24 protein-coding genes and 3 pseudogenes are annotated in these 24,861 nt (G+C 63.1%); 13 read left to right on the top strand and 14 right to left on the bottom strand.

Going from position 1 to position 24,861, the window contains the following annotated elements:
- The first annotated feature begins 1 nt into the window (after position 1).
- From HZY77_RS08760 to HZY77_RS08750, 3 genes are all read left to right on the top strand, one after another.
- On the top strand, positions 2 to 997 hold the full coding sequence (locus tag HZY77_RS08760; RefSeq protein ID WP_296813909.1) for a biotin--[acetyl-CoA-carboxylase] ligase: 996 nt from the start codon (positions 2 to 4) through the stop codon (positions 995 to 997).
- On the top strand, positions 994 to 1,578 hold the full coding sequence (locus tag HZY77_RS08755) for a type III pantothenate kinase (RefSeq protein ID WP_296813907.1): 585 nt from the start codon (positions 994 to 996) through the stop codon (positions 1,576 to 1,578). The genes HZY77_RS08760 and HZY77_RS08755 overlap by 4 nt, the downstream gene beginning before the upstream one ends.
- Positions 1,579 to 1,936: 358 nt before the next feature.
- On the top strand, positions 1,937 to 2,374 hold the full coding sequence (locus HZY77_RS08750; RefSeq protein WP_296813905.1) for a hypothetical protein: 438 nt from the start codon (positions 1,937 to 1,939) through the stop codon (positions 2,372 to 2,374).
- Here HZY77_RS08750 and ubiA read toward each other — a convergent pair.
- From ubiA to HZY77_RS08705, 9 genes and pseudogenes are all read right to left on the bottom strand, one after another.
- Positions 2,369 to 3,238, bottom strand: a complete 870-nt coding sequence (ubiA, locus tag HZY77_RS08745; protein ID WP_296813903.1) for a 4-hydroxybenzoate octaprenyltransferase — start codon at positions 3,236 to 3,238, stop codon at positions 2,369 to 2,371. The two genes, HZY77_RS08750 and ubiA, sit on opposite strands and share 6 nt — an antisense overlap.
- Positions 3,235 to 3,333: a chorismate lyase gene (locus HZY77_RS08740; RefSeq protein ID WP_296813901.1), complete on the bottom strand. Its 99-nt coding sequence runs from the start codon at positions 3,331 to 3,333 to the stop codon at positions 3,235 to 3,237. The genes ubiA and HZY77_RS08740 overlap by 4 nt, the downstream gene beginning before the upstream one ends.
- A gap of 110 nt (positions 3,334 to 3,443) precedes the next feature.
- A pseudogene (locus HZY77_RS08735) lies at positions 3,444 to 3,815 on the bottom strand (chorismate lyase); the annotation flags it as partial.
- On the bottom strand, positions 3,816 to 5,852 hold the full coding sequence (recG, locus tag HZY77_RS08730) for an ATP-dependent DNA helicase RecG (protein WP_296820764.1): 2,037 nt from the start codon (positions 5,850 to 5,852) through the stop codon (positions 3,816 to 3,818). It abuts the pseudogene before it with no gap.
- Between the two features lie 9 nt (positions 5,853 to 5,861).
- The gene (locus HZY77_RS08725) at positions 5,862 to 6,242 is read right to left on the bottom strand and encodes a RidA family protein (RefSeq protein ID WP_296820761.1); all 381 of its coding nucleotides are present in this window, start codon (positions 6,240 to 6,242) and stop codon (positions 5,862 to 5,864) included.
- 20 nt (positions 6,243 to 6,262) lie between these two features.
- Positions 6,263 to 8,407, bottom strand: a complete 2,145-nt coding sequence (locus HZY77_RS08720) for a bifunctional (p)ppGpp synthetase/guanosine-3',5'-bis(diphosphate) 3'-pyrophosphohydrolase (protein WP_296820759.1) — start codon at positions 8,405 to 8,407, stop codon at positions 6,263 to 6,265.
- 46 nt (positions 8,408 to 8,453) lie between these two features.
- A complete protein-coding gene (rpoZ, locus tag HZY77_RS08715) occupies positions 8,454 to 8,657 on the bottom strand; it encodes a DNA-directed RNA polymerase subunit omega (protein ID WP_296631378.1) in 204 nt (67 codons plus the stop codon).
- A 28-nt stretch (positions 8,658 to 8,685) separates the two neighbouring features.
- A complete protein-coding gene (gene gmk / locus HZY77_RS08710; RefSeq protein WP_296820756.1) occupies positions 8,686 to 9,315 on the bottom strand; it encodes a guanylate kinase in 630 nt (209 codons plus the stop codon).
- Between the two features lie 19 nt (positions 9,316 to 9,334).
- Complete coding sequence (locus HZY77_RS08705; RefSeq protein WP_296820754.1) at positions 9,335 to 10,201, bottom strand: YicC/YloC family endoribonuclease; 867 nt, start codon at positions 10,199 to 10,201, stop codon at positions 9,335 to 9,337.
- A 113-nt stretch (positions 10,202 to 10,314) separates the two neighbouring features.
- Between HZY77_RS08705 and HZY77_RS08700 the strand changes: the two genes are divergently transcribed.
- The 5 genes and pseudogenes from HZY77_RS08700 to hemW all read left to right on the top strand — a co-directional run bounded on the left by HZY77_RS08700 (position 10,315) and on the right by hemW (position 14,754).
- A complete protein-coding gene (locus HZY77_RS08700) occupies positions 10,315 to 11,259 on the top strand; it encodes a serine/threonine-protein kinase (RefSeq protein WP_296820751.1) in 945 nt (314 codons plus the stop codon).
- A 9-nt stretch (positions 11,260 to 11,268) separates the two neighbouring features.
- Complete coding sequence (locus HZY77_RS08695; protein ID WP_296820748.1) at positions 11,269 to 12,177, top strand: protein phosphatase 2C domain-containing protein; 909 nt, start codon at positions 11,269 to 11,271, stop codon at positions 12,175 to 12,177.
- A gap of 89 nt (positions 12,178 to 12,266) precedes the next feature.
- Positions 12,267 to 12,962, top strand: a pseudogene (gene rph / locus HZY77_RS08690) (ribonuclease PH); the annotation flags it as partial.
- Positions 12,963 to 12,992: 30 nt separating this feature from the next.
- A complete protein-coding gene (gene rdgB / locus HZY77_RS08685; RefSeq protein WP_296660574.1) occupies positions 12,993 to 13,583 on the top strand; it encodes an RdgB/HAM1 family non-canonical purine NTP pyrophosphatase in 591 nt (196 codons plus the stop codon).
- Entirely contained in the window at positions 13,576 to 14,754 is a 1,179-nt protein-coding gene (gene hemW / locus HZY77_RS08680) for a radical SAM family heme chaperone HemW (RefSeq protein ID WP_296820745.1), read from the top strand. The genes rdgB and hemW overlap by 8 nt, the downstream gene beginning before the upstream one ends.
- An 18-nt stretch (positions 14,755 to 14,772) precedes the next feature.
- Here the strand turns inward: hemW and HZY77_RS08675 are convergent, their stop codons facing one another.
- Both HZY77_RS08675 and HZY77_RS08670 read right to left on the bottom strand, forming a co-directional pair.
- Complete coding sequence (locus tag HZY77_RS08675) at positions 14,773 to 17,367, bottom strand: PAS domain S-box protein (RefSeq protein WP_296820743.1); 2,595 nt, start codon at positions 17,365 to 17,367, stop codon at positions 14,773 to 14,775.
- A 192-nt stretch (positions 17,368 to 17,559) separates the two neighbouring features.
- The gene (locus tag HZY77_RS08670; protein ID WP_296820741.1) at positions 17,560 to 18,282 is read right to left on the bottom strand and encodes an rRNA pseudouridine synthase; all 723 of its coding nucleotides are present in this window, start codon (positions 18,280 to 18,282) and stop codon (positions 17,560 to 17,562) included.
- A gap of 168 nt (positions 18,283 to 18,450) precedes the next feature.
- Here HZY77_RS08670 and HZY77_RS08665 point away from each other — a divergent pair, with 168 nt between their 5' ends.
- The 5 genes and pseudogenes from HZY77_RS08665 to HZY77_RS17795 all read left to right on the top strand — a co-directional run.
- Positions 18,451 to 19,239 (top strand): dienelactone hydrolase family protein, encoded by a 789-nt coding sequence (locus HZY77_RS08665; RefSeq protein ID WP_296820739.1) that lies wholly within the window; start codon positions 18,451 to 18,453, stop codon positions 19,237 to 19,239.
- Positions 19,232 to 19,879 carry a GTP cyclohydrolase I FolE gene (gene folE, locus HZY77_RS08660; protein WP_296820736.1) on the top strand — a complete coding sequence of 216 codons (648 nt, stop codon included), beginning with the start codon at positions 19,232 to 19,234 and terminating at the stop codon, positions 19,877 to 19,879. The genes HZY77_RS08665 and folE overlap by 8 nt, the downstream gene beginning before the upstream one ends.
- A 230-nt stretch (positions 19,880 to 20,109) precedes the next feature.
- On the top strand, positions 20,110 to 20,619 hold the full coding sequence (locus HZY77_RS08655) for an isoprenylcysteine carboxylmethyltransferase family protein (protein WP_296820734.1): 510 nt from the start codon (positions 20,110 to 20,112) through the stop codon (positions 20,617 to 20,619).
- Positions 20,620 to 20,794: 175 nt separating this feature from the next.
- Positions 20,795 to 21,148, top strand: coding sequence for a hypothetical protein (locus HZY77_RS08650; protein ID WP_296820731.1), 354 nt, complete (start codon positions 20,795 to 20,797; stop codon positions 21,146 to 21,148).
- A gap of 221 nt (positions 21,149 to 21,369) precedes the next feature.
- Positions 21,370 to 22,368 (top strand): annotated as a pseudogene (locus HZY77_RS17795) (diguanylate cyclase); the annotation flags it as partial.
- A 97-nt stretch (positions 22,369 to 22,465) separates the two neighbouring features.
- Here the strand turns inward: HZY77_RS17795 and HZY77_RS08640 are convergent.
- The 3 genes from HZY77_RS08640 to HZY77_RS08630 all read right to left on the bottom strand — a co-directional run bounded on the left by HZY77_RS08640 (position 22,466) and on the right by HZY77_RS08630 (position 24,860).
- A complete protein-coding gene (locus HZY77_RS08640) occupies positions 22,466 to 23,245 on the bottom strand; it encodes a TatD family hydrolase (RefSeq protein ID WP_296820728.1) in 780 nt (259 codons plus the stop codon).
- A gap of 34 nt (positions 23,246 to 23,279) precedes the next feature.
- The gene (locus HZY77_RS08635; RefSeq protein WP_296631339.1) at positions 23,280 to 23,948 is read right to left on the bottom strand and encodes a Bax inhibitor-1/YccA family protein; all 669 of its coding nucleotides are present in this window, start codon (positions 23,946 to 23,948) and stop codon (positions 23,280 to 23,282) included.
- 153 nt (positions 23,949 to 24,101) lie between these two features.
- Positions 24,102 to 24,860, bottom strand: a complete 759-nt coding sequence (locus HZY77_RS08630) for a slipin family protein (RefSeq protein WP_296820726.1) — start codon at positions 24,858 to 24,860, stop codon at positions 24,102 to 24,104.
- Position 24,861: the final 1 nt, after the last annotated feature.

Here is a 24,861-nt window from a genome sequence, read left to right as displayed (position 1 = left end):
GGTGCATACCCGACCTCACAAAGCACTGTTCCGGCTTCTGCGCCGCCTGTCCGATGGCCGTTTTCATTCGGGGCAGGCGTTGGCGGATGAATTCGGACTGTCCCGCTCCAGCATCTTCAACATCCTCGCGCAAGCCGAGTCCATGGGTCTGACCGTGCATGCGGTACGCGGACGCGGATATCGCATGCCCGGGCCTGTGGAATGGCTGGATGGCGCTGTGGTCGCGCATCATCTAGGTACAGCGGCCGGTCATTATTCGATACATGTGCTGGATAGTGTCGACTCGACCAACACGGCCTTGATGGCCGCCGCTCTGGATGGTGCGGCAGACGGAACGTTGTTCTGTGCGGAGCATCAATATACCGGCAGGGGACGGCGTGGCCGCCAGTGGCATTCAGTCGTAGGGGGCAGCCTCACGTTTTCGGTATTGTGGCGTTTCGAGTCCGGCTTACAGTCGCTGGCGGGCCTGAGCCTGATTGTGGGACTCGCCATTGCGCGCGCGGTGAACCGCCATAGTCGCCACATGGCCCGATTGAAATGGCCCAACGATATTCTGGTGGACTATCGCAAGCTGGCGGGGATTCTGGTCGAAGTACAGGGTGACATGCACGGGGCCGCATTTGCCGTAGTGGGCGTCGGCTTGAATGTCAGGCTCAACGAGACACAACGCGACGCGGTCGATCAAGCCGTGGTCGATCTGGCAGAAATGGAGGTGACGGTGGGACGCAATCAACTGCTGGCTGACTGCCTGCTGGAACTGCACACGGCATCAAGTGTATTTCGCCAACACGGCTTTGCGGCCTTGCGCGAGGATTGGCAGGCACTGGATGCCTATGCGGGCAGGGCAGTCGCGCTGGCGTTGCCGGATTCGCGCAGCGTTCAGGGGGTGGCATGCGGGGTCGACGAAACCGGCGCCTTTNTGCTGCGCGATGCGCAATCGAATTTGAGCCCTTACAGTGGCGGCGAAATCAGCTTGCGCCTGGATGGTACGCGATGAGCGGGCGCCGCTTATTGCTGGATGCCGGAAACTCACGCCTCAAGTGGGCGGTGGTGGAGGATGGGCATTGGCATGCGACCGGCCAAAGCGATTATTCCGATTGGTCGGCTTTGACGGCCCAACTGAAAGCGGGCACTCGTTGTTTTGTCGCCAGCGTGGCAAACCCTGAACACGAACGGCAACTCGCCGTGCTTCTGGAGGCGGCCGGGCTCACCCCGGCCTGGTTGAGAGCCGAGACCTGTTTCGGGGATGTGAAAAATACCTATTCGAATCCGCACCAGTTGGGTGCGGATCGCTGGATGGGATTGATCGCGGCTCGTCAGCGTACAGATGAGGCGGTACTGGTGGTGTCGGTCGGCACGGCAATGACCGTGGATGCGTTGTCGGGCGACGGAACATTTCTGGGTGGGGTGATCGTGCCCGGTGTCCATTTGATGCAGCAGGCATTGCGACAAGGCACCGCACGGGTCGGTGAGGTGACGGGGGCCTGGCAGGCCTTTCCCACCGCGACCGCCGACGCGGTGCAGAGCGGATCGTGGCGGCGCTGTGTGGCGCCATTGCGCAACAACATGCGCGCCTGACCGAGGTGGTCGGCATGGCACCACGCTGTCTGCTTACCGGAGGCGATGCCGAGAAGGTATTGTCACACCTGAGAATCCCCTCCGAACATGTTCCCACATTGGTACTGGAGGGAATCGATTGTGTTGCCCGAGGGACTGCCGCGCCATGAAATGGATAGTCTGGACACTCTTGGCCGCCAATCTCGCGATGGCCGGATTCTTTATAGGACGTGAAAACTGGACGCAGGCGGATGCCGATCAGACGGCGTCGTTGAATGTGAATCGGCTCAGCCTGCGAAGTCAGTCTGCGCCTACGCCCAGGGAGGATGTATCGCCAGCCGATACTACGCCCNCAGCATTATGCGTGGAATGGCGGGGCTTGAATCGCGAGGAGTTCGCCCAAGTACGTCAGCAGCTCAAATCGTTGGCGGGCGAACGCGTGATGTCGTTCACCGAAGTGCCGCTGAATACACGTCAGTGGGTGATTTTCCCGCCCTTGCCCAGTGCGGAATCGGCCGCGGCCAAATTGAGCGAACTGACGGCGGCAGGATTGACGGACGCATTTGTGGTCAAGGATGGCGATTGGCGCAATGCCATTTCACTCGGCCTGTATGCCGGCGTCGATGCGGCGCAGCGGCGCATTCTCGAAGTGGAAGGCAAAGGCGTACTCGGTACCCGTGTCGAGGTGCTGCCGCGCCAGGGGACGGATTTCTACTTTGTGATCCGTAGCGAAGATCCGGATACGCTGAAAAGCCTGAGCGGAATCAAGCAAGCCTACCCGAACAGCCGACAGTCCCGAGTAGCCTGTCCGTCATAAGCCCCGCAGCAGGAAATGGAGCGCGATGCCACCGAAGACCGCGGCTCCGAACCAGGTGTTGTGCAGGAAGGCGCGAAAGCACAGCTGCGGCTCGCGCTGCCGGATCAATTTCATGTGGTAGAGGGCGATTGCCGCTGCCACGGCCAGCCCGCCGTAGAACGCCATGCCCATTCCCCGCTGCCAGCCGACCCAGCCAAGCAGGCCCAGCGTCGCAACATAGCACAGTGCGATGGCGGCAAGATCGTAGCGGCCGAAAGTGATGGCCGAGGTCTTGATGCCGATCTTGAGATCGTCCTCGCGGTCGACCAGCGCATATTCGGTGTCGTAGGCAACCGCCCAAAANATGTTGGCGCCCAGCAGGACCCAGGCTTCGAGCGGAACCTCGCCCCACAGCGCGGCGTAGCTCATCGGGATGCCGAAGCCGAACGCGATGCCGAGATAGGCCTGCGGAATCGCGAAGAAGCGTTTGGTGAAGGGGTAGCTGGCCGCCAGAAACAGTGCGACCACGGACAGTTTCAACACCAGCGTGTTGAGTGGCAGGATCAGCAGGAAAGCCAGCAGCGACAGGCCAGCTGCCAACAGCAGGGCTTCTTTGGGCGACACCTTGCCGGCCGCCAGCGGGCGATCGCGGGTACGCGCCACGTATGGGTCGAAATCGCGATCGGCATAGTCGTTCATGACGCAGCCGGCCGAACGCATCAGCACGACGCCCATGACGAAAATCCACAGGATCAGCCAGCTTGGGCTGCCGTTGCTGGCAAGCCATTGCGCCCACAGCGTGGGCCACATCAGCAGCAGAATGCCGATCGGCTTGTCGAGCCGCATCAGCTTNTCGTAATGGGACAGGCGTTCGGTCAGGGTCATGGCGTGTCGATGGTGGGCAGAAAGACTTCGGTCACCAGGAGTGGATGGCGGTTGAGGCAGAAAACGGAACGGCGTGCCCACAAGCTGCTGGACACTGCCTGCTGCTTGGCCGCAGCGCGATAGAGCGGGTGGTCGTTTCGCACGCGGCGATAGGCCAGGGCTGGCGTTCGATGCGATGGTCGCTGAACAGGGCTTCACCAAGCGAACGACTGCCGAGTTGAGTGATGCCGTTCCAGCCGCCGCGCAGTCCGGCGGACGGCAGCACGCTGTGGGCAAACACCACCGGCACGTCATTGCACAGCAGCAGGACTTCGCGTACATAGACGCGGGTGCCAGGCGCCACGCCAAGCAGCGCGTATTCGTCAGCGTTGGCGCGTGCCATCCCGGTCTCGAGCGGCACCACGCGAAACGATGTACAGCGTGATTTCAGACGCTGGGTCAGCGAACCGTGGTCGCTAAGCCAGGTGCGCAACGAGCGCGGGAGCGAGAATGGGTGGGCAAGCCAGCCCTGCCGGGAATCGAGCACGGCGAACCGTTCATCATGTGGAAAGTCGGCATTATGCCGCAGCGACGGCATCTAGATCGACGTCAGTGCCTGCCGCTGGCCGATCCATCGCTCCATGTGGCGCGCGGCGATGTCGGGGTGGTGGGTCAAGCAGCGTTGCGCCAGATCGCGTGCGGCTTCCAGCAGCGCGACGTCGCGTTCCAGGTCGGCGAAACGCAGCATCGGCACTCCGCTTTGGCGGTGTCCGAGCAGTTCGCCCGGCCCGCGCAGCAGCAGGTCCTGGCGCGCGATCTCGAAGCCGTCGGTGAGCTCGAAAATGACCTTGAGCCGCGCCCGTGCCAGCTCCGACAGCGGCGTCTCGTACAGCAGCACGCATACCGATTCGCGGCTGCCGCGCCCGACCCGTCCGCGTAGCTGATGCAGTTGGGCGAGCCCCATGCGCTCGGCATGCTCGATCACCATCAGTGCGGCATTGGGCACGTCGACGCCGACTTCGATCACCGTGGTGGCCACCAGCAGGTCGATTGCGTGTGTCTGAAAAGCGGCCATCACGGCCTGCTTCTCGTCCGGTTTCAGCCGCCCGTGTACCAGGCCGATGCGCAGCTCCGGCAACTGTTCCGTCAACGTTGCATAGGTATCCTGCGCAGTCTGCAACTGCAGCTTCTCCGACTCCTCGATCAGCGGACATACCCAGTAGGCCTGGCCACCGGCGAGACAGGCTTCGCGCACGCGCGCCAGTACGTCGTCGCGGCGCGCGGCACTCACTAATTTGGTGACGATAGGCGTGCGGCCCGGCGGCAGTTCGTCGACCACCGAGACGTCGAGGTCGGCAAAGAAGCTCATCGCCAGCGTGCGCGGGATCGGCGTCGCGCTCATCATCAACTGGTGCGGTTCCGTACCCTTCTGCATCAGCGCCAGCCGCTGGCCGACGCCGAAACGATGCTGCTCGTCGACCACCGCCACCCCNAGCCGTTGAAAACTGCCGGCTTCCTGGAACAGCGCGTGGGTACCGAATGCGAGGTCGGCTTCGCCCGCGGCGATCGCCTGCCAGGCGGCAGTGCGTTCCGACTTGCGCTGGCTGCCCGATATCCAGGCGCAGCGCACGCCCAAGGGTGACAGGAGCGGCGCCAATTTGCGGAAATGCTGCTCGGCGAGGATCTCGGTCGGTGCCATGAAGGCGGCCTGGAAGCCGTTTTCGATCGCCTGCAGGCAGGCCAGTGCCGCCACCACGGTCTTGCCGCTGCCGGCGTCGCCCTGCAACAGGCGGCGCATGGGATGCGGCTGCGCCAGGTCGGCGCTGATCTCCTGCCAGGTGCGCGCCTGTGCGGCGGTCAGCGCAAACGGCAATGCACGGGTGAACGCGCTCGTCAGGTGCTGACGCGCGGGCAAGGGGTGGGTCGCGCGCAAGGTACGCTGCTGGCGCGCGGTCGCCAGCGACAGCTGCTGTGCCAGCAGTTCGTCGAAGGCGAGCCGCTGCCAGGCGGGATGGCGACGCGATTCCAGATCGCTTACCGCACATTCGAGCGGCGGCTGGTGCAGCAGGCGGATGCTGGCTTCCAGTTCCGGCAGATCAAGCTTTGCCAGCCAGTCGGCGGGCAGGGTATCCGCGATCGGTGCCGCCAGTGCCCGTTCGACCAGCTTGCGCAGCGTGGCCTGTCCGAGGCCGGCGGTGGTCGGGTAGACGGGCGTCAGTTGCGTCGGTAGGGGCGTGGCGTCGTCGGCCTTGGCGAAGCGCGGATGCACCATCTCCAGCCCGAGAAACCCGCCGCGGACCTCGCCGTTGAAACGGAAACTCGCGCCGGGCTGAAACAGCTTGAGATGGCTGGGGTAGAAGTTCAGGAAACGGATGCCGAGCACGCCGCCGGCATCCTCCACGGTCACCGTCAGCATGCGGCGCGGCCGGTAGGCGACGCTGGCCTCGCGCACCACCGCCTGCACCTGTGCCGTTTCGCCCGGCAGCAGGTCGCGGATCGGCGTGATGCGGGTTTCGTCTTCCCAGCGCAACGGCAGGTGCAATACCAGGTCGGCGTCGCGGGCGAGTCCCAGTTTGGCGAGTTTGGCGGCGAGCGCGGGGCTGACCGGGAAGGAAAACGGCGACGCCGTTTTCAAGGCTGCAATTTAACCGGTCACCATCACGGCATCAGCCTCGACCAGCGCACCGCGCGGCAGCGCGGCCACACCGACCGCGGCGCGCGCCGGGTAGGGCTGGCTGAAGTAGGTCGCCATGATTTCGTTGACCCTGGGGAAGTGACCGAGGTCGGTGAGAAAGACGTTGAGCTTGACCACGTCGGCCAGCGAGCCGCCTGCCGCAGTTGCAACGGCGGCCAGATTTCTGAACACTTGGTGGATCTGCGCCTCGATGCCGTCGACCATCTGCATCGAGTTGGGGTCGAGGCCGATCTGGCCGGACATGTACACGGTGTGGTCGATCCGTACGGCCTGCGAGTAGGTTCCGATCGCGGCCGGTGCGTCGGCGGTCTGGATGATGCTTTTGTTCATGCTGGATTCCTGGAGCCTGATTATTGAGATTGTGCTGCGCGGCCGTCCTTCTTGCCCTTGATACGGAAAATCCGTACCACGTCGGGCAGTACGCGCAAGCCGCGCATGACGCGTGCGAGGTGCATGCGGTTTTCCACCTGCACGGTGAAGAACAGCACGGTATAGGGGCTGCCGTCCTCCTCCTCCATCGCGACGTTGCCGATGTTGGAGCCGTGTTCGGCGATCGCCGCCGCGACCTTGGCCAGCACGCCGCGCTGGTTGCCGACGACGACCTTGATCGAGACGTCGAACATGTGGCCGGGTTCGGCTTCCCATTCGACATCCAGCCATTTGTCGGGGTCGGTGCGGAAGGCGCGAATCGATGGGCAGTCGTGAGTATGGATGATGAGGCCGCGTTCCTTGTGGATGAAGCCGAGAATGGGGTCGCCGGGAATCGGGTGGCAGCACTGCGCCAGCTCGACCGCGATGCCTTCGGTGCCGCGGATACTGATGGCATGGGGATGCGCCGGCTCGCCGGTNTTCTCGCCCTGCACGTGCAGCAACTGGTGCGCGACCACCAGCGGTAATTTCCGGCCCAGGCCGATCCCGGCGAACAGTTCCCGCCGGTTTTGCAGGCCGTAGTCCTTGACCACACGTTCCCACACCGCTGGGTCGGGCGCGGTCGCCTCCGGGTTGAGCGCGGCAATGGCGTGGTTGAGCAGGCGCTCGCCGAGCGCGGCCGCCTCTTCCACGCGCGTGTTGCGCAGGTAGTTGCGGATGTGCGAGCGTGCCTTGCCGGTGACGACGAAGTTGAGCCAGGCCGCATTGGGACTGGCGTTGGCCGCCGTAAGAATCTCGACGTGGTCGCCGTTCCGGAGCTGGGTACGCAGCGGCATCAGCTCGTAGTTGATCTTCACCGCGATGCAGTGGCGGCCGACGTCGGTATGCACGGCAAAGGCGAAGTCTACCGCCGTGGCGCCGCGCGGCAGCGCCATGATCTTGCCCTTGGGGGTGAACACATAGACTTCGTCGGGGAACAGGTCGACTTTTATATGTTCCAGGAATTCCGGCGAATCGCCGTGGTCAGCCTGGATGTCGAGCAGCGACTGCAGCCAGCGGTGGGTACGCGTCTGCACGTCGTTCAGTGCCGCGTCCGCCGATTTGTACATCCAGTGCGAGGCGACGCCCGATTCGGCCAGCCGGTTCATGTCGGTGGTGCGGATCTGGATCTCGATCGGGGTGCCATTGGGGCCGAACAGGATGGAATGCAGCGACTGGTAGCCGTTGGCCTTGGGAATGGCGATGTAGTCCTTGAACTTGCCAGGGATCGGCTTGTACAGAGCATGCAGCGCGCCCAGCGCCAGATAACAGCTCGGCTGGTCGCGCACCACCACGCGGAAGCCGTAGATGTCGAACACTTCGGAAAACGCCAGATTTTTCTCCTGCATCTTGCGGTAGATGCTGTAGAGGTGCTTCTCGCGCCCCGTGATCGTGGCTTCGATCTTGCACTGCTCGAGTTTTTCCTGCATCGCGAGCTTGACCTTCTCGACCAGTTCGCGGCGGTTGCCGCGCGCCGCTTTCACGGCCTTGGCCAGCACTTGGTAGCGATTGGGGTGGCTGTAGCGGAAGCCGAGGTCTTCCAGCTCCTGGTAGACCGAGTGCAGCCCCAGCCGATTGGCGATCGGCGCGTAGATCTCAAGGGTTTCGGTGGCGATGCGGCGCCGTTTCTCGGCGGGCATCGCCCCCATGGTGTGCATGTTGTGCGTGCGGTCGGCCAGCTTGACCAGGATCACCCGTACATCCTGTGCCATCGCCAACAGCATCTTGCGGAAGTTCTCCGCCTGCGCGTGCTGCTCGGAGGCGAAGGCGAGCTTGTCGAGCTTGGAGACCCCCTCGACCAGCAGCGCGACCGGCTTGCCGAAGCGCGCCTCGATTTCGCTTGCCGTGGCCGGTGTGTCTTCTACCACGTCGTGGAGTAGCGCGGCGCACAGGGTCTGCGTGTCGAGATGCCAGCCGGCGAGGATGCCGGCGACGGCAAGCGGATGGGAGATGTAGGGTTCGCCGCTCTTGCGGAACTGACCTTCGTGGGCGCGGCGGCTGAATTCGTAGGCGTCTTCGATGGTCCCGACTTCGTCCGGCGGCAGGTAGGCCAGGTCCGGACGCAGCGATTCGAACTCGTGCGTCATCGACGGCGCGCGGCGTGCGTGCGCCGTCCGTCGTTCTGGCGAGGAATCAGGCGCGGCCCCGATTGAGGATCTCACGGCCGACCTTGCCCGCAGCGATTTCGCGCAATGCGGTGACGATGGGTTTGTCCTTCGATTCGACCATCGGTTGCGAGCCTTGCGCCAGCTGGCGTGCGCGGTAGGTCACGGCGAGCGTCAACTCGAAGCGGTTGGGAAACATCTCGATGCAGTCATCAACGGTAATGCGGGCCATAGGGATACTCCAGCTTCAGGGGTGGTACTCAGATACGTCGGAATTCCTCGAACAGCGCGGTATGCCGCTTGAGCTGGCGTGCCGTTTCGAGGCGAATGCTGCGGGTGATTGCGACCAGGTCCTGCAGGGCATGATCGAAGTCATCGTTCACGATTATATAGTCGAACGCCTCGGCATGAGCGACGTCGTGGGCGGCAGCGGCCAATCGGCGTTCGATTACCTCGTCGCTGTCCTGGCCGCGCCCGGCCAGGCGGGTGCGCAGCGCATTGAACGACGGCGGCAGGATGAAAATCGACGCGGATTGCGGGAAATGCTGCCTCACCTGCTCGGCGCCCTGCCAGTCGATCTCCAGCAGGACGTCGCGGCCGGCGTTGAGATCGCGGCTGATGCTGCCTTTCGACGTGCCGTAGAAGTTGCCGTATACCTCGGCGTGTTCGAGAAACTCGCCTTCGGCCAGCATGATTTCGAATCGTTCGCGGTTGACGAAATGGTAGTCGCGACCGTCGGTTTCGCCCGGACGCGGGGGNCGGGTCGTGTAGGACACCGACAGGCGGATGGCGGGGTCGGTTTTCAGCAGGGCCTTGACCAGGCTGGTCTTGCCTGCGCCGGAGGGNGCGCTGACGATGTAAAGCACGCCTTCACTGGAAAGAGGGGTCATGGTTGTTCCATTCCGGTTGTCATTCAATATTCTGGACCTGTTCGCGCATCTGTTCGATCAGCACCTTGAGTTCGAGCGAGACGCGCGAGGTCTCCACCGCCACCGATTTCGATCCCAGGGTATTGGCTTCGCGGTGCAGTTCCTGCATCAGGAAGTCGAGGCGCTTGCCGACGGCACCTGTCTGGTTGAGCACGCGGCGCACCTCGGAAAAATGGGTGGCCAGGCGGGAAAGCTCTTCGTCGATATCGGCTTTCTGCGCCGCCAGGGCGACTTCCTGTGCCAGCCGTTCGTGGCTGGCCTCGCCCAGGGCGTCGCGCAGCCGCTCCGCCAGCTTGTCGCGCTGGGCGGAGGCCAGGGTCGGCAGGAGCGGCTGCAGGCCGGCCACTTGGGCTTCGGCGGCAGCCAGGCGGTCGAGGATATGTTGTTTCAGCTTGGCGCCTTCGCGCTGGCGGCTCTCTACCAGTTCGTCCAGCGTGGCACGGATCCCGGCCAGCACCGCTTCGTTCAGCGCCTCCTGCGACAGGGCGCCGGATTGCATGGCGCCAGGCCAACGGAGTATCTCGTTGACGGAAAGCGGCGGGCTGCCGGGCAGGCGCTGCAGCACGTCCGCCTGCCAGTGGGCAAGCCGCTCAAGAATGTCCGGGTTTAGGCCGTTATCCAGCGAGGCGGCGGGAAGCATGGCGAGGCCGATACGGCACTCCACCTTGCCACGCGCCAGACGCTGCTGGATCAGTTCGCGCAGTTGCGGTTCCAAGGCACGGAATTCGTCGGCCAGGCGGAAATGCAGTTCGAGATAGCGCTGGTTGACGCTGCGCAGGTCGATATTGACGCTGGCATGGTCGAGATTGAGGCTGTGGGCGGCGAACCCGGTCATGCTAGTGGTCATGAAGGATAGTCAAACAGGTTATTGGGTGATTGAGAGTGGACCCGGCATGCTGCCGGTAGTGGATTTTGCCGGCTCAGCCAGCTAGAAATAGAAAAGATAATAGACGTTCGATTATGGCGACTCAACCCAATCAGGCACTTCCCAACGGATACCGGCTCAACGAATACACCATCGTGCGCAAGATCGGCGGGGGTGGCTTCAGCATGGTCTATCTGGCGCGCGACGATGCCAACCAGTCAGTGGCGATCAAGGAGTATCTGCCAGGCGCGCTGGTGTTGCGTACCGAGNGGTCGGTCATCGTCCAGGCCAACTCGACCGAAAACAACAACATCTTCCGCCACGGCATGAAGTGCTTCTTCGAGGAAGGCCGGGCGCTGGCGTTGATCGACCACCCCAATGTCGTGCGCGTGATCAACTTCTTCCGTGCCAACGACACCGTATACATGGTGATGCGCTTCGAGCGCGGCAAGACCCTGCAGCAGCACATCCAGGCCAATCGCGGTTCCATCCGCGAAAGCTTCATCCGCCGCGTGTTCGCGCAGTTGCTGAATGGCCTGCGCGAGGTGCATACGCACAAACTGCTGCATCTCGACATCAAGCCGTCCAATCTCTACATCCGCCTGGACGGCTCGCCGGTTCTGATCGACTTCGGCGCGGCGCGGCAGACGCTGACTCAGGAGGAGAGCAAGCTGCAGCCCATGTACACGCCCGGCTTCGCGGCCNCCGAGCAATATCACAACCGTGAGCGGCTGGGGCCGTGGACCGACATCTACAGCGTCGGCGCCAGCCTGTATGCCTGCCTGGCCGGTTATCCGCCGCAGGCGGCCGACGCGCGGCTGCTCAACGACAAGCTGGTGCCGGCGACGGTGAACTGGCGCGGCGCCTATTCCGACCAGCTGCTGGAAACCGTCGATAGCTGCCTCAAGCTCAACTACATGGAGCGCCCGCAAAGCGTGTTCAGCCTGCAAAAAGTGCTGATGGACCGCAGCGCGATGACGCCGCCCCGTTCTTCGTTGCTGAACAGCATCAAACGCTCACTGAACCGCGAATTGTTCTAAAGTATCGCCATGAAATTCACCATCTACCAGGCGTCGCGTCAGGGCGGGCGTAAAAACAACCAGGACCGGGTTGCCTATTCCTACAGCCGCGAGGCCCTGCTGATGGTGGTGGCCGACGGCATGGGCGGCCACATGCACGGCGAGATCGCCGCGCAGATCGCGGTGCAGACGCTGACCGACCAGTTCCAGAAAGTGGCCAAACCGCGCCTGGACGATCCGATGGCGTTCCTGGCCGACACCACCACGCGCGCGCATTTCGCCATCAACGATTACGCAGTCGAGCAGGACCTGCTGGAAATTCCCCATACCACCCTTGTTGCCGCTGTGGTGCAGGACAACATGGCCTACTGGGCACACGTGGGCGATTCGCGCCTGTACCTGTTCAGCGACGGCAGCCTGCTCGCGCGTACCGAGGACCATACCGCCGTCGCCCAACTGGTGCGTGATGGCATCATCAGCGAGGAAGAGGCGGGCCATCATCCGGAGCGAAACAAGGTGTCCAACTGCCTGGGCGGCTACATGACGCCGCAGGTGGAATGCAGCGCGCCAATCCCGCTGCACGACGCCGACACCATGCTGCTGTGTACCGACGGCATCTGGGGCATGATCAGCATCCCGGAAGTGTCGGCGCTGCTGCATGCCTACACGCTGGAAGATGCAGTGCGCCACCTGATGGACCATGCCGAATTCCGCGGTGGCGAGCACGGCGACAATCTCAGCCTTATCGCGATGACCTGGGGCGAGGCGCGCATGCCGAGCAAGGACTCCATTTCGACCCTGGCGTTGCCCGATGGCGGCGTCACCACGCAGATCAACGCGATGCGCCCGCTGCATGGCACGCCAGCCGTGTCGGACGACGAGATAGAACGCGCTATCGCCGAAATCCAGCAGGCCATTCAGAAAATCTCCGCCAAATAGGCGGCCACTGCGGGGCCGGGCCGGCGTGGTCAACGCGCCCGGTGGGCTTGACGCGGTAAAATCGCGTTTTCCATTTTGAACAGGCCACCATGTCCGATCCGACCCGTCCCAGCGGCCGCACGCCCGATGCGTTGCGCACGCTTTCGTTCACCCGCAAGTTCACCAAGCACGCAGAAGGCTCGGTGCTGGTCGCCATGGGCGATACCCGCGTGCTGTGCACCGCCAGCGTGCTTGACAAGATCCCGCCGCACAAGAAGGGCAGCGGCGAAGGCTGGGTCACCGCCGAATACGGCATGCTGCCACGTTCCACCCACACCCGCACCGACCGCGAGGCCGCGCGCGGCAAACAGTCCGGCCGTACCCAGGAAATCCAGCGTCTGATCGGGCGTAGCCTGCGCGCCGTGGTCGACTTGAACAAGCTCGGCGAGCGCACCCTGCACATCGACTGCGACGTGCTGCAGGCCGACGGCGGCACCCGCTGCGCGAGCATTTGCGGCGCCTATGTGGCAGTGGCCGACGCTATCGCCGGCCTGCTTGCTGACGGCAAACTGGTCGAGACGCCGCTGACTGACAGCATCGCTGCCGTCTCGGTCGGCGTCTACGCGGGCCAGCCGGTGCTCGACCTGGATTACCTTGAAGATTCAGGCTGCGACACCGACATGAACGTGGTGATGACCGGCAGCGGCGGCATCGTCGAGGTGCAGGGCACGGCCGAGGGCGCGCCGTTTTCCCGTGCCACGCTGGAGGCATTGCTCGATCTCGCTACCGCAGGCATTGGCCAGATTACCGCAGCCCAACAGNAAGGCACTGGCATCATGAAGAAACTGATCATCGCCTCTGGCAATCCTGGCAAGTTGCGCGAAATTGCGCGCATCCTCGAACCGCTCGCAATCGAAGCGGCGCCGCAGTCTGATTTCGGCGTGCCCGAATGCCCCGAGCCGCACGTCACGTTTATTGAAAACTGCCTGGCCAAGGCGCGCCATGCCAGTGCGCACACCGGCCTGCCGGCGCTGGCGGACGATTCCGGTATCTGCGTCGAAGCGTTGAACGGCGCCCCCGGCGTGTATTCCGCACGCTATGCCGGTGAGCCGAAATCCGACGCGCGCAATAACGAAAAGCTCATCGCCGCCCTGCAGGGCCAGCCCAACCGCCGCGCCCATTACTATTGCGTGATGGTGCTGGTGCGCTATGCCGACGACCCCGAGCCGCTCATTGCCGAGGGGCGCTGGCATGGCGAGATCATCGACACGCCACGTGGCGAGAACGGCTTCGGCTACGACCCGTATTTCCTGCTGCCCCAGTTCGGGAAAACCGGGGCCGAACTCGGCGAAGACGAGAAGAACGCCATCTCGCATCGCGGCCAGGCCTTGCGCGAACTGGCCGACAAGCTGAAGCGGCTTGGCTGAGTCGATCATCCGCTTTGCAGGCAGCGGCCTCAAGGTGCCGCCGCCGTTGGCGCTCTACATCCACCTGCCGTGGTGCGTGAAGAAATGCCCGTATTGCGACTTCAACTCGCACGCCGTGCAGACCCTTCCGGAAGCCGCCTACATCGACGCGTTGCTGCTCGACCTCGAACGCGCGCTGCCCGACATCTGGGGGCGAAAAATCCACACTGTGTTCTTCGGTGGCGGCACCNCCAGCCTGTTTTCGGCTGACGGCATCGACCGTATCCTCACCGGCGTGCGCACCCTGACGCAATTGATGCCCGGCGCGGAAATCACCCTGGAAGCCAACCCCGGCACGGTGGAGGCCGACAAGTTCGCCGGGTTCCGCGCAGCGGGCGTGACGCGCGTCTCGCTCGGCATCCAGAGCTTCAATCCGCGTCATCTGCGGGCGCTCGGGCGCATTCACGACGACAGCGAGGCACGCCGCGCGGCCGAACTCGCTGCCATGCATTTCGACACCTTCAACCTCGACCTGATGTTCGCCCTGCCGGGGCAGACGCTGGCCGAGGCCGTGGCCGATATCGAGACTGCGCTGAGTTTCCAGCCGCCGCACCTGTCGGCCTACCATCTGACGCTCGAACCCAACACGCCGTTCGGCCATACCGCGCCGCACAATCTGCCGGACGACGATCTCTCCGCCGACATGCAGCAGGCAATCGAGACGCGGCTGACAGAGGCCGGCATGCAACATTACGAAACGTCGGCCTATGCGAAGCCGAATCACGCCAGTCGCCACAACCTGAATTACTGGCAGTTCGGCGACTATCTCGGTATCGGCGCCGGGGCGCATTCCAAGCTCAGTTTCCACGACTGCATCATTCGCCAGATGCGTACCAAGCATCCGCAGCAGTACATGGACGCCGTGAAGGCGGGTACCCAGATCGCCGATGCCCGCACGCTTACGCGCGATGATTTGCCGTTCGAGTTCATGATGAACGTACTACGCCTCAACGAGGGCGTGCCGGCCGCACTGTTCGAGGCGCGTACCGGGCTTCCGCTGATCGTCTGCGCGGCAGCCCTCGAACAGGCGCGAGGCCGCGGGCTGCTGGAAACCGATGCAAGCCGCCTCAAGCCGACCTTGCAGGGGCAACGGTTCCTGAACGATTTGCTGGCGTTGTTTCTGGCGGCGTAACGGGCTTTTCCTGGCGGATCAGACGCCGGCGAGTTGATAGCCGTTGCGGCCGGATTCCTTGACCGCGTACATCGCCGTGTCGGCGCGTTTCATCAGGTCGCGGGCGTTGTCTTCGCCGTTGACAGGATGGATGGCGATGCCGATGCTCGTCTCGATGGTGATCCGGTGGGCGCCGATTTCGGCCGGGATACGAAAGGATTCGATGATTTTCTCGGCTACCCGGGTGGCATCTTCGGGGTGGTGTATTTCGGTCAGGACGATGATGAATTCATCGCCGCCTTGGCGCGATACGATGTCTCCCTTCCGCACGCAGTTTCTCAGCCTTGTAGCCACCACCTTGAGCAACTGATCCCCGATATCGTGCCCCAAGTTGTCGTTGACCTGCTTGAACCGGTCGAGATCCAGGAACATCACCGCAAGCGATCTGCCGTAGCGTTTCGCCTGGATGAGCGCCCAGTCGAGTTTCTCCAGCAGAAACCGGCGGTTGGGAAGGTCCGTCAGCGTGTCGAAATAGGCCAGCTGCTGCAATTGCTCCTGGATCCGCATGCGCTCGGAGATGTCCCGGGACAGGACGATGAAGCGTCGGTCCGCAGGGCTGCCGCCCTGCTTTTTCGCGACGGAAAGTTCGAACCATTTCATGCCTTGCGGCAGATCGAGCGGCATGACCTTGCCAAAAGAACGGCCCTTGTCATCCGCTTCCCGGATCGAGTCCATTGCCACCCTGGCTGAATCGGGCGGGAGCAGCTCGGTGAGCGTCTTGCCGAGCAGCACCTCCTTGGGTGCAGCGAGCAGTTCCGGTGCTTGCGCCCATATGTTGAGGTAGCGGCCGTCCTGATCGACTTCAAACAGCAGGTCCGGAATGGCATGAATGACGCCGTCGGTCAGTTCCAGCGCCTGCCTGAGGCGCTGCTCGGATTGCTTGCGTTCCGAGATGTCCTCGACCTGTGCGATGAAGTGCAAGGGCTCGCCTTCGGCATCATGCAGCAGCGAGCCCGTAAGCTGGACCCACACGCTGTCGCCGTTCTTCCGGATGTAGCGTTTTTCCATCTTGTAGAACGGAATGTCGCCTGCAAGCAGTCGCCTCGCATTGTCGAGGTCGGACCCGATGTCCTCCGGATGGGTGATTTCCTGGAACGTCAGCTTCTCGAGCTCATCCTTTTCATAGCCGACAATCTTGCAAAGCGATTGATTGACCTCGAGGAAATGCCCTTCCAGNGAGACGGTGGCCAGCCCGATCGGGGCGTGTTCCAGGATGTCCCGGATGTGGGCCTCGTTTTCCCTCAGCGCGCGCTCCATCTCCTTTCGCCGGGTGATGTCGCGCGACACGCCGCGATAGCCGACCAGATTTCCGGACGCATCCGTGAGGGGCAGCGCACTGGTCTCGACAATCACGATATGCCCGTCGCGATGGACCCGCTGGGTCTCGACCTGATCGAGCGGCGCGCGCAGTTCGGCACATGAAAGAATGCGCTCGCTCTGGCTCCGCGCCTCTTCCAGAGGCATCAGGTCGAACGGCGTTTTTCCGATCAGTTCCTCCGGGCTGTAGCCAAAAAGCTCGCGGACCCTGGGGCTGACATAGGTGTAGTGGAAATTGGCGTCGGTTTCCCATATCCAGTCCACGGTGGTTTCCACCAGGTCGCGGAATCGTTCTTCGCTTTCATGCAGTGCCTGCGCCGTCCGTTTGCGCTCGGTGATGTCACGCAGGATGCTGTAATAAGCCTCCTTGCCATCCAGTTCGATGATGATCGTGCTGATCTCCACGTCGATGATCGAACCGTTCTTGTGCACCTGGGCCGACTCGTATGTGGCATGCCCTTCGCGCTTCACGCGCGCCAGTCGGTGCGCTATTTGATCTGCGTGCTCCGGAGTGACGAATTCGTTCGCCCGCCGTCCCAGCATGTCCTCCTTGGCATACCCCAGGCGCCTGTGCGCGATGTGGTTGAGGTCGAGGATCCGGCCGCCTTTGGATAGCAGCATCTTGGAGTCGGTTCCCGCCTCGAACAGCAGCCTGAATTGTTCCTCGCTTCGTTTCAAGGCATCGGTCTGTTGCCTGCGTTCGAGCACGATGCCGACGATGGACGCAGCAATTTCCATCAGCCGCTGCTGGAATGGGGTGGGCATCCGGGTTTCGAAGCCGCTCAGGGCGAAGGTGCCTACGGCTTGTCTCCCCTTGGAAAAGATCGGGATCGACCAGCAGGATTGCAGATTGAATTCCTCGGCCAATGGTTTCAGCCCTTTCCATCTTGGATCGCTGAGCGTGTCTTCCACGTAGACGGGTTCCTGTCGATAGATGGCATTGCCGCAGGAACCGGATTCAGGGCCGGGGCGCAGGCCGTCGAGGCGGGCAGCAATTTTCGGAGTCGCACTGGGGGCGGCATGGACATTGAGCACCCCTTTTTCGTCAAGCAGCATGATGGTGGCGATGGAACCCGGCACCATGCCTTCGCCGAGGCGGCAAATCTGGTTGCAAATCTCCCCTTCGTCGATCCCGAGCGCCACTTCCTCGAGGATGGCGCCCTGGAAGCGGATCAAGGTCTCCGCATCGTCCTGATTGGAAAGGCGGCTGTCGGCATGGGGNGTATCGGAGACATTTCCGTCTTTGCTTGGTGCCATGTGTCAAACCTTCTGAAAACTGTCTTGCGGCACGTTTGTGACTGTTCTAATCAATGAGATTAGCCTACTTGGGTCGGCTTGCGTTTATCCAGGGTATCCGGGCCGCATGCCGGGTCTGCCGGTAACGTCCGGGCAACTGCCGGGGGCTGCAGCCATGACCGTCTCGGAGCGGGCAGGCCATGTCGTCGCCGCTCAGAACCGCTCATCGTCCCGTAAATAACGCCATTGTCCGGGCGGCAGCTTTCCCAACGGGATGCGGCCGAGGCGGATGCGTTTCATCGACAGCACCTCGAGGCCGGCGGTTTCGCACATAGACGCAATCTGCCCCGGCAAGGCGCCTTTCAGCGCGACTCGCAAGCGGGTTTCGCTTTGCCAGCTCACCTTGATTGCGGAAGGTGCACGGCTATTGAAGGGAATGCCCCGGTTCAACCGCTTGAGCCCGTCGGAGGCAAGCTCGCCGGCGACTTCGACGATGACCTCGTGCTCTACGGTGGCGGCGTCAGCGGTCAGCTTGCGTGCGATGCGCCAGTCCTGGGTGAAGACGACGAGGCCGCTGGCATCCGTCTCCAGGGGGACGCACAGGGCCAGTTGGGCGAAATGCTTTTTCAGCGGCCGGATACCGGCGGTGTCTTCGGCCCACAAGGCGGCGGGCGTGAGCAGACGTGCCGCGGATAGGTCGCCTGCCGCCGCGTGTTGGCCGGGTGGTTTGTGCAGCAGTATCGTGACGGGTTCGGTCTGCGTGAGATCGGCCTCGGGATCGATCTCGATGCGCTGTTCGGCGACGCGGAACTGCGGTTCCTCGACCACCACGCCGTCCACCCGCACCCAGCCGCCAGCGATGACCAGCTCAGCTTCGCGGCGCGAGCAGCCGCGCAGTTCGGCGACACGTTTGGCGAGGCGGATGGGGTCGGTCATGGTGGCGGGGGCGGGAGAGAGGACGCGAGTTTACCGCCATGTCTGCGCCTTCGACAGCGGCACAAGGCACCTATCCGGGCACGGTTGTTATTGCCGCGCTGTGCAGGGTATGCTTTTGGGCCGCACAACCCGGTCGCCTCGCGCGATCGATCAAACTGGAGACGCCCGATGAAAACCGCACTTGCCCTGTCATTGTTGTTGTTCACTTCATCCGCCCTTGCTGCCGTGATCGGAAAGGATGTCAGCTACAAGGCGGGCGACACCGTCATGAAAGGCTTCCTGGCGTATGACGATGCCCTCAAGTCCAAGGGGGCCGGCGTGCTGGTGGTGCCGGAATGGTGGGGTGCAAACGACTACGCCCGCAAGCGGGCGCGCATGCTGGCGAACGAGGGGTATGTGGCGCTGGTCGTCGACATGTACGGCAATGGCCAGGTTGCCGACAATCCGCAGGATGCCGGGGCGCTGGCCGGCAACATCAACAAGAATCCACCCCTGGCCCTGAGCCGTTTCCAGGCGGCGGAACACTTCCTCGCCAAGCAGCCCAATGTGAAGAAAGGCGAGATTGCCGCGCTGGGCTACTGCTTTGGCGGAGGCGTGGTGCTCAACATGGTGCGGGCCGGCGAACCCCTGAAAGCGGCGATCACCTATCACGGCATCTTGGCGACCGACGTATCGGTGAAGCCGGGCAGCATCAAGACCAAACTGCGCATCTTCACCGGCGAGGCCGATCCGCTCGTGCCGCCCGAGCAGGTCGAGGCGTTCAGGGCGGAAATGGACAATGCCAAGGCCGACTACATGGTGGTGAGCTATCCGGGCGCCAAGCATACTTTCACCAACCGCGAGGCAGACAGCTATGCCGCGCAGTTCGGCCTGCCACTGAAATACGATCCGGCGGCGGACAAGGATTCCTGGACACGGACGCTTGAGTTCCTGCGGGCCACCCTCAACAATGACTGAGGCCTGCGACCACGACGATTGTCATGCCCCCGCCGGCGGCGGCAGCCTCGGTATTCCGCAGGTCGGGGCATTTGACCCCGCGGCGTTCGAGCGGGCGGTGAATGCCATGCTCGTCGCCTGCGGCGTGGCGCCGGATTCGGTACACACCGGGCGCACGGCCGAACGGGTACGCGAACTGTGGCAGAAACGCCTGCTGGGCGGTTACGCGATTTCGCCCGCCGAGGCGCTGGGCGAGGGCTTTGCCGACGAGCGCGACGACATGGTGGTGGTGCGCGGCATCGCGGTGCACGGCGTATGCCCGCATCATCTGGTACCGTTTCGCGGGGTGGCGCACGTGGCCTACATCCCGGGCGGACGACTGCACGGCTTCGGCCGTATTGCACGCATGGTCGACGCCATCGGCCATCGCTTCACCTATCAGGAATGGATGACGCGCGACATCGCCGAGGCGCTGGTGATGCATGGCCGGGCCCAGGGCGCAGCGTGCATCGTCGAAGCCGAACAGTTGTGTCTGTTGCTGGGCGAGGATAGGCGCGGCGACGAGCGCGTCGTCACGCAGGCCTTCAGCGGCAGCTTCCGGAACAGCGACCAACTGCGCAATGAGTTTCTGCGGGCCGTCGCGCAGCGGGAATTGCGTTGAGCGATGGCGGGGGCCGTTCGGCACACGGCCGCCGTTTGCTGTGGATGACAGGTCGTGTGTCGACGAAACGCCCGGCCGGATAGCGGGACGCCGCGCGAAACCATGGCTTTCTTCATTGCACGGCGTTTCGCGGCTGCTTCGCGCAGCTCGGCCGCAATCTGGATACGCTGAAATGCTGATGCCCGGCCACAAGAATCCTGGCAAGGAGTGACGATGAAACTCGACCTGAAATGGGCGCCACCCACGGCGGCTACACTTACCTGATGGCCAATCGGAACCCCGTGCTGCGTCCGCGTACCCTGATGCTGCCGCCCGCGCCCTATGCGGTCGCCGTGCTGGGCGGCTGGTGGCTGGATCGCTACCAGCTTTCGCTGCCACTGGACCTGGGCGCCGCCACGCGCCCGCTGGGCTGGCTTGCTGTCGCTCTCGGGCTGGCATTGTTCATATGGACGCTTTGGACCTTTGCGCGGCACCGCACCACGGTCAACCCCTATGGCGGGGCATCGGCCCTGTGCACGGGCGGTCCGTTCCGTTTCAGCCGCAATCCGATCTATCTGGGCGACTGGTTCATCCTGGCTGGCGTGTCGCTGCTGCTGGGCACGGTCTGGCCACTCGTGTTCGCGCCCCTGATCTGGATCACGATTCGCTTCGGCGTGATCAGGCACGAAGAAGCCCACCTCGAAGCGAAGTTCGGCGATGCCTACCGGGACTACACAACCCGTGTCAGGCGTTGGATCTAAACTGCGCCATGCGTCTGCCATGAGCATTCTGCATAGGGTGGGGGCATTCCCATCAACGGCTTCAAGGTCGAACGCGACTTCTGAGCTGATGGACCGGGCCTGCCGCCCGGACTACAGCAAGACCCGGGCATGGCCGTTAACGATCGGAACGGACCATGCCCACAGGAGTCTTGCCATGAACATCACCCTGCATGACAAATCGCTGGAAATCCGCCTCACTGCGGCGGCGCAANAAGCGCTCGCGCGGCGCGATCGGCCGCTGGTGGCCGAGATGGAACTTCTGTTTTCCTGCCTGCTGCGCAAGCGTGTGTACTTTGGCGAGTTGCCGGAGCAGTCCACCCCCGTCAACGATCGCCTCTCGGTACGCTTCAAGCCCATCATGACCCGGCGCTGCAGCGTGGCCGAGGGCGGTGCTGCACCCNCATCCGAGCGGTTCCCGCTCGAAAACCCGCGACCCTACGTGCCCAACTGGCTGGCGATCGACTACCGGCGGGGCCAGTGGGTCGGCGAATTCGGCTACGCCAGCTAACGATTTTCCGTGGGCCTGTGGCGTCAGGTTGCGGAGACCGGCAGAAAACACCCTGGCCAGCCTCGGGCGCCCGCCACTTAAAGTTTGCATATCCCGGGCCGATACCGTTGTCTCAATAAGAACTGCATATGCGCGTGACGCTTCCCAGATGATGCTCCGGCCAGGCGAACAACCGATTGTTTGGGCTACAACGAGCCCAAGACATACCCAGGCCCTCTGGTATGAATAAGGTTGACGACGCTTCATCCTCCGCCCACCTCGAATTGGCGCAATGCCACATCCGGGTATTCGTCGCGCTGCCTATCCTGATCGGCTGGTATCTGTTCTGGTATATGCAGGCACGCAGCAACGAGGCCAATACCGGCTTGGCGGGCTTGTGCGTGTTCTATGCCTTCGCGCTGGCGCATTGGGCCCATGTGAAACGTTACCCCGGGTTCTATCCGCAGCGGCGGGTCGCGGCGATCGTGATGGACCAGCTGGGCTGTTTCATCGGGATGCTGCTTACCCGGGAGCTGGGGACGATCATCGTCTTTCTGAATCTCTGGATATCGTTGGGCAATGGAATCCGCTTCGGTGTGAAATGGATGGCCCTGTCGGCTACCCTCGCGACTACCGGGCTGATCGTCCTGAGCGTGGTGTCGGATTACTGGAGCCAGCGCCCTATCTGGATCATCAGCCTAGTATTGCTCAATGCGGCGATCCCGGCCTATGTGGCGAGCCTGATCCGTGGTTTTCACGACGGCCAGGCCAGGCTTGCCCAATACGCCGATCACATGGAGAAGATGGCCCTGAAGGATGGCCTGACCGGGTTGCCCAACCGGGCAGCGTTGTTCGATGAATTCGAGAAGGCAAGCGCCCATGCCCGGCGCACGGACTCGGCCATCGCCGTGCTCTACTTCGATCTGGACGGGTTCAAGCAGGTCAATGACAGGCTCGGGCATGCGCAGGGTGACATGCTGCTCAAGGAAGCGGCCAACTGCGCGAGCGCCGTGCTGCGTGGCGAGGACGTTCTGGCCCGCCTGGGCGGGGATGAGTTCGTCGTCCTGTTGCGGGTGCATGATTCCGGCAAGCGGGCCCGCAGGGTCGCGGAGAGGATCCGGCAATCCATCGCCTCCATCGAGGCGATCGACGGCAATCCGGTCCATGTGACCGTCTCCGTCGGGATGGTGGTGGCGAGCGGTCTGGATGCGGACCGACTGGGTGCCGAACGGATCGTCCACGAGGCCGATCTGAATATGTATGCGGCCAAGAAAGAGGGCAAGAACCAGATCGTGCTGACCACGCTGTCGAGCGAAATCAGGCTGGCTGCCCGGCGGGCTAAGCCGGATCTTCCGCCAGGCCGAAGAGCGTCCGCGCGTTGCGGGTGGTGGTTCGGGCCACCGTCTCGATATCCTGTCCGCGCAGGTCGGCCAGCGTTTGTGCGATGCGCGGCAGCTCGCCCGGTGCGTTGCGTCCACGCCCGATCCACGCGGGCGGGATGTCGGGACTGTCGGTTTCCAGCACGATGGCATCGAGCGGCAAGTCGACCGCCAGCCGCCGCAGGTTGTTGGCGCGGGTCCAGGTGAAGGCGCCGCCGAAGCCGAGCTTGAACCCCAGCTTGATGAACTCGTCCGCCTGCTGCGGACTGCCGTTGAAGGCGTGGGCGATGCCGCCGCGCACCCTGATTCTGCGCAGGTGCTTCAGCAGTTCGTCGTTGGCCTTGCGGCAGTGCAGCAGCACGGGCAGGTCGTAGTCGCGTGCGATTTTCAGCTGTTCGACATAGAAGAACTCCTGTGTCGCATAGTCAAGGTCCCTGACAAATAAATCGAGGCCGATTTCGCCCACTGCCACCGGGCGCTGCGCCTCGATTTGCGTACGTAGATCAGCCAGGTGTTCCGGGCGGTGGATGCCGATGTACATGGGGTGCAGCCCCCATGCCGGCAGGCAGCCGGGATAGCGCGCGCAAACGGTGGCCACCGCGGCGAAATTGTCGCGGCTGATGGCCGGGACGACCTGGAGGCCGACTCCGGCAGCGGTGGCGTGCGCGTACACGGCGTCGCGATCGGCGTCGAATTCGGCCGCATCGAGATGGCAGTGGGTGTCAATGAAAAACGGCACCGTAACAGGTGCCGTTTTTCGAGGCCGTTCACGTTCAGTCGTTATTGGCGAAACCCAGCAGGCTCAGCAGGCTGGTGAAGAGGTTGAAGATGGCCACGAACAGCGTGACGGTTGCCATGATGTAGTTGGTTTCGCCGCCGTGGATGATGTTGCTGGTCTCATACAGGATGAGACCGGACATCAGCAGCACGAACATTGCAGACACTGCCAGCGACAGGCCGGGCATATGGAAGAAGATTGCCCCCAGGCCGGCGAGGAAGGCAACCAGGATGCCGACCATGAGGAAGCCGCCCATGAAGCTGAAATCCTTGCGAGTGGTCATCACGTAGGCCGACAGGGCAAGGAAGATTGCCGCGGTGCCGCCCATCGCCATCATCACCACCTGCGAGCCGTTGGGCATGGCCAGATAGGCGTTGAGGATGGGGCCGAGCGTGTAGCCCATGAAGCCGGTGAGGCCAAACACGAAGGCGATGCCGAGTCCGCTGTCGCGGAACTTGGTGGTGAGGAACAGCAGGCCGTAGTAGCCGACCAGCGTGAGGATGATGCCGGGATGCGGCAGGTTCAGCGCCATCGCCGCGCCTGCGGTTGCCGCGGAAAATGCCAGCGTCATCGCCAGCAGCATGTAGGTGTTCTTGACGACCTTGTTGGTGGCCGATACGGCAGCAGACTGGCTGCGCCCCAGGGTAGTGACTTGCGGGTTCATCTAAGCTCCTCTACATATTTCGAAACAAGGTACCCACTCTGAGTCGATCAGGCCGGTACGAGTTCCCGTGTACGGCCGGGACGTGAAAGTGAGCATACCGCGATGCGGGGCCGATGGCCACCCATGCGCGAGCGGACTGGGCTTCAAAGAGCGTCATTCACCCGGCTTCGTGCCGCGCTGCAGCAGGTTCAACAACTCGACCGGCATCGGGAAGACGATGGTATTGGTCTTGTCGCCGGCGATGTTGGAAAGCGTCTGCAGATAGCGCAGCTGCATGGCCTGCGGCTTGGCGGCGAGAATTTCCGCGGCAGCAAGCAGTTTTTCCGATGCCTGCAGTTCGCCTTCCGCATGGATCACCTTGGCGCGCCGCTCGCGTTCGGCCTCGGCCTGTTTGGCGATCGCACGCACCATCGATTCATCGATGTCGACATGCTTGATTTCGACGTTGGAGACCTTGATGCCCCAGGCGTCGGTCTGGGTGTCCAGTAATTGCTGGATATCCTGATTCAGCCGTTCGCGCTCGGACAGCATCTCGTCGAGTTCGTGCTTGCCCAGCACCGCCCGCAACGTTGTTTGCGCCAACTGGCTGGTCGCATTCATGAAATCCTCCACCTGCAGGATCGCCTTGGCCGAGTCGATGACACGGAAATACACCACCGCATTGACCTTGACCGAGACGTTGTCGCGCGAGATCACGTCCTGGCTTGGCACGTCGAATACGACAGTGCGCAGGTCGACCCGTACCATCTGCTGGATGCCGGGCAGGACGACCACCAGTCCCGGCCCCTTCACCTTCCAGAAACGCCCAAGCATGAACACCACGCCGCGCTCATATTCGCGCAGGATGCGCAGGCTGGCGATCACCAGCACGATGGCGACGAATACGAGGGTGAGGCCGCTGAATTCAAACATG

This window comes from Thiobacillus sp., from assembly GCF_013693775.1.
In the GTDB taxonomy this organism is placed as follows: domain Bacteria; phylum Pseudomonadota; class Gammaproteobacteria; order Burkholderiales; family Thiobacillaceae; genus Thiobacillus.
This window is presented reverse-complemented; position numbering and strand designations above follow the sequence as displayed.